Source organism: Nostoc sp. UCD121, assembly GCF_014222285.1.
Classification (GTDB): domain Bacteria; phylum Cyanobacteriota; class Cyanobacteriia; order Cyanobacteriales; family Nostocaceae; genus Nostoc.
This window is the reverse complement of the sequence record NZ_JACKZS010000363.1, coordinates 1-4,352: the sequence shown is the minus strand read 5'-3', so window position 1 is coordinate 4,352 and position 4,352 is coordinate 1. Positions and strand designations below refer to the sequence as shown.

4 protein-coding genes and 1 rRNA gene are annotated in these 4,352 nt (G+C 40.1%); 2 read left to right on the top strand and 3 right to left on the bottom strand.

From position 1 onward, the window contains the following. The first annotated feature begins 470 nt into the window (after positions 1-470). Positions 471-1,340 carry a response regulator gene (locus GNF10_RS35515; protein WP_185581577.1) on the top strand — a complete coding sequence of 290 codons (870 nt, stop codon included), beginning with the start codon at positions 471-473 and terminating at the stop codon, positions 1,338-1,340. Positions 1,341-1,354: 14 nt separating this feature from the next. Here GNF10_RS35515 and GNF10_RS35510 read toward each other — a convergent pair whose 3' ends face one another. The 3 genes from GNF10_RS35510 to rsmA form a co-directional block, all read right to left on the bottom strand. After that, positions 1,355-1,684: a DUF3082 domain-containing protein gene (locus tag GNF10_RS35510; protein WP_185581576.1), complete on the bottom strand. Its 330-nt coding sequence runs from the start codon at positions 1,682-1,684 to the stop codon at positions 1,355-1,357. A gap of 61 nt (positions 1,685-1,745) precedes the next feature. Continuing rightward, entirely contained in the window at positions 1,746-2,699 is a 954-nt protein-coding gene (gene ispE / locus GNF10_RS35505; protein WP_185581575.1) for a 4-(cytidine 5'-diphospho)-2-C-methyl-D-erythritol kinase, read from the bottom strand. 63 nt (positions 2,700-2,762) lie between these two features. Next, positions 2,763-3,623, bottom strand: coding sequence for a 16S rRNA (adenine(1518)-N(6)/adenine(1519)-N(6))-dimethyltransferase RsmA (gene rsmA, locus GNF10_RS35500; RefSeq protein WP_185581574.1), 861 nt, complete (start codon positions 3,621-3,623; stop codon positions 2,763-2,765). 652 nt (positions 3,624-4,275) lie between these two features. On the opposite strand from rsmA, the gene GNF10_RS35495 reads away from it, so the two are divergent. Continuing rightward, positions 4,276-4,352 (top strand): 16S ribosomal RNA (locus GNF10_RS35495); the annotation flags it as partial.

The window sequence follows — 4,352 nt, the reverse complement described above, 5'->3', positions numbered from 1 at the left end:
CACTAAATTTACTCTTCTAATATTGAATGAAGAGTAAGATAGTGCTTACTTATGTATTTAGCAATAATATCTTTATATTACCAATATAAAATTTTTTCTTTTTATTGTTAAAATTATCTTTAAAAGCACTAAATAACTTCTGATTCTTTTGAATTTCATTTATTTATAAATAGCCAAAAGCACCATGATGATTTTATAAATTTATGATTAGCAACTCATCAATGGCTATAGCACTGACTTATTTAACCGAGTGACTAGGGATATGGATTCTGGCCTTTATTACGTTAGTTCAATCTAACTGTTCATTGGTGCTACAGCCAGAATTAGAGATTTGCTGGTTTCCTGATGGTAGTGTTCTGAGTTGTTAATTAATAATCATTTTCAACTCAATACATATAACTTTTTTGATAGATGACTCAGCATAGAATTTGGTCATCATTCCCTGCCACAAAAATCCTAGTGATAGAAAAATGAGATACGAATCGTCGAAAAAAATTCTTGTAATTGAAGATGATGCTGTTACTCGCAACATCTTCTTAGAGGTTCTTGAGGCTCAAGGTTTTGACACCATAGATGCTGAAGATGGAGTAGCTGGTATCCAGAAAGCACAAGAGCATTTACCCGACTTAGTGATTTGCGATATTCAAATGCCAGATATGGATGGCTACACCGTTTTGGCTAGGTTGCGCCAAGATCCTCACACAGCAATTATTCCTTTCATTTTTTTGACTGGGAGTAATACTCAAACAGATGTTCGCAAAGGAATGGAGTTGGGAGCGGATGATTATCTGACTAAACCCTCTAGTATAGAAGATTTGCTCAGAGCGATCGCTGTTCGATTAGAAAAGCAAGCTTTTTTGAGGTATTGGTACGCTACTAACTCTCATCAAGCCGCTCAATCACCACCTTCATCGTTCAACTCTGAGTCCATTTTCCCATCGGTTCCCCAACTGCAAGCGGTTTTCGACTTTATTGAAGCTAATTATCGCCAAGGAATTACTTTGTCTGATGTGGCTCTTGCGGTTGGTTATTCGCCTGCTTACTTGACTAACCGAGTAGCCAAACAAACAGGAGAAACTGTGAACGCTTGGATTGTTAAGCGTCGAATGGCAGCAGCACGTCCTTTACTTAGAGATACTAATCAGACAATCGACCAGATTGCTATTGCACTGGGCTATCAAAATACATGTCATTTCTCTCGTCAGTTTCGTCAACACCACGGGCTTTCTCCCAAAACTTGGAGAAAACAGCAACAACTTTTTCAGTCTTCTAAAAACGCGAAGCTACAATTGATCAAAAATCATGGTGCATTAGAAAAACTTGTACCTTTAGGTTGCTGATTAAAAGTAAATTACTAGTTTTCACTACTTTTTTGCTTGCTCAACTGCTGTATTAATAATTGCACTCCCAGAGCCAACAAACCAATTGCTACTATACCAAATATTCCGCTTCCTAAAGCAACTACACCAACAACCAGAGTCCGAACAGCAGAAGATATCTTAATTACCAATGGATTAATTGAATGGAGAGGTTTAGTAGCAAAATTTGTAGCGATCGCAATCATCAGCGAATACATTGCATATCCCATTCCTCCAGAAATTACTGCCCCAATTAGACAGCGTAAAGGGCTCGCTGTCGCTTGTATTTTAGTATCCGTTTGTGGCGTTAAATTTTGGTCACTCATACGATTTTGGATTTCAGATTTTTAGTTGAGGCATTATCCTTAATTAAGGAAAAACAATTATTTAAACAGATGATGTCACTTTAATACCATGCGTAATTGTCCGAGTTACAAACAACTCTAAGTCCTCATCAATAATTGCTTCCCTTACTTGCTGCAAAACTAGTTCTGCCTGCTGTTGAGACTCAAAAAGAGCAAATACTGTTGGGCCAGAACCAGACATCATTGTTCCTAAAACGCCTTCCTGATTTGCAAATACTTCTCGCAACTGCAAAACTTGAGGATAGGCTGGCAATACCACACGCTCTAAATCATTGTGCAATTTTTGGGCAATTTCCCTCGTATCTTTATGCAAGATAGCTTTTACTATTGCTCCTGAATGAACTGCACTAGCACGCGCTGCCAAATTATCAGTATCTCTAATATAAGAATGACCAAACTGCTGTCGATAGGTTTTGTATGCCCAAGGTGTGGAAACTTCCAGACTGCGGTATTTCCCCAATACTATATATATGTTATCTAAACTCGGCAGGGGAGAAAGTTGCTCACCCCTACCTGTTGCGATCGCAGTTCCACCCGCTACACAAAATGGGACATCAGAACCGAGTGTACCTCCTAACTCTTCTAATTCAGACTGAGTTAATCCCAACTTCCACAGTAAATCTATACCCACTAACACAGATGCTGCATTCGTCGAACCCCCAGCCAACCCAGCCGCTACAGGAATCTGCTTATTGACGGTAATCTCCACACCGCCATATTTAGCAAAGGCTTCAGGAAATTGCCTAACCATTAATTCAGCTGCCCGGTATGCCAGATTACTTTTATCTGTCGGTACTTGTGGGTGGTTGCAGTTAACACGAATGCTGTCAGTGCTGATGGAACGCACATCAATTTGATCTGAAAGTCCGATACTTTGAAGTATCATGGCTAACTCATGATAACCATCGGGGCGATCGCCAATGATTTCCAGATACAAGTTGATTTTAGCAGGGGCAATTAAGCTGTAGGAACGCATTTTATAAGAATGGGGAATGGGGAATTGGAAAATGGGGAATGGGAAAAAATCTATTTTATCTTGTCATCTATTTCCTACTCCCTGCTCCCCACTCTCTACTGCCAGTTCATTTGCTAGGATTACCCATTGCTGAACGCTGATATCTTCGGCTCTGGCTTGGGGATTTATTTTTAATTGTTCCAGTAAGTGGCTCAGGCGATCGCGTTCTATAATAGATTGCAAATTATTTCGTAACATTTTGCGCTTGGCACCAAACCCCAACTTTAAGAAAATCTCTAACTGTCGGGGATTAAGTGCTGGTATTTCTATTTTTCGGGGACGTAATCTTACCACTGCTGAATCAACTTTTGGCGCTGGATGGAATGCAGAGGCTGGGACTGTGCAGATTAACTCACACTCAGCCAAATACTGTACCCGCACGCTCAACGCCCCAAAGGTTTTTGACCCTGGTTTAGCATACAACCTTTCTGCCACCTCTTTTTGTACCAGCAATACTATAGAGTCAAATGGTTCGGGGTTTGGATTTGCGATCGTACCCAGTAGTTTCTCAATGATTGGCCCTGTAATGTTGTAGGGAATATTGGCTACTACTTTGTTTGGCTTTTGGAAATTGGGAAAGGCTACCAAATAAGATGGTAAATCCAGGGTGAGAAAATCGCCTTGCAGCAATAAAAAATTTTCAGTTTTACCCAGTTGCTTTGACAACAGATGGCATAAGTCGCGGTCTATCTCAACTGCAATCAGAGACTGCACTAAGGGTAATAAACGACGAGTTAGAATACCAGTTCCAGGCCCAATTTCCAGGACGCGATCGCCTTTCACGGAGCGATCGCGTCCTGTACACTCCGCTGCTTTTATAATTGCATCGAGCGCCTTTTCACTTTTGAGCCAATGTTGAGCAAAGACCTTACGCGGTCGGATCATCTGTATTTATTGCCTAGTCTAGTTTTTAGCTTTTTCTCAAAAACTTATTATAAATTGTGAAATCCGTCTAAAGCGCTAGACTCACTGTAACGAATCTTGCGGGGTAGGCATCCAGTCGTCAAATGGGAGCCTTTAACTGGAGGCTCTGGAACAACTATGCTTTTATATTCTTATATATATAGTTAGTTCAGGCATTTGGATTTAGGATAAATCCCTCCAGAAAGACTGGTTCCTACCTTTTTCGATAATGATTACTATAATCACTCAGCTTGCATCAGAGCCAATTCAGAAACACTAACTAGCTATATGCATTATCTATATAGGAAAGTTCAGCTACTTCGTCTATGCCTTCCCTACATTGCTTAAGCCATTCACTTGAAAGTAATGCCAGCCAAGAGATTTACCCTTTTAGAAAAAAAATAAATTTACCCCTTGACAAACCAGGGGATGACTAGTTATTCTAGTTAAGTGGGAAGGCGAGAGAAGCCAACCACCACTGAACCTGAAAAACATAATACTTTGAAAGCTTAAAGAAAAACCAATCCTCGTCAAAGGATTTTACTTTTTGGTAAACCCCAAAAAGATAACAATCAAAATTAGTAACTAGGATTCCGAAAAAATATTTTTCGGATACACAAACTCGAAACACAACAAAACGGAGAGTTTGATCCTGGCTCAGGATGAACGCTGGCGGTATGCTTAACACATGCAAGTCGAACGGTGTCTTCG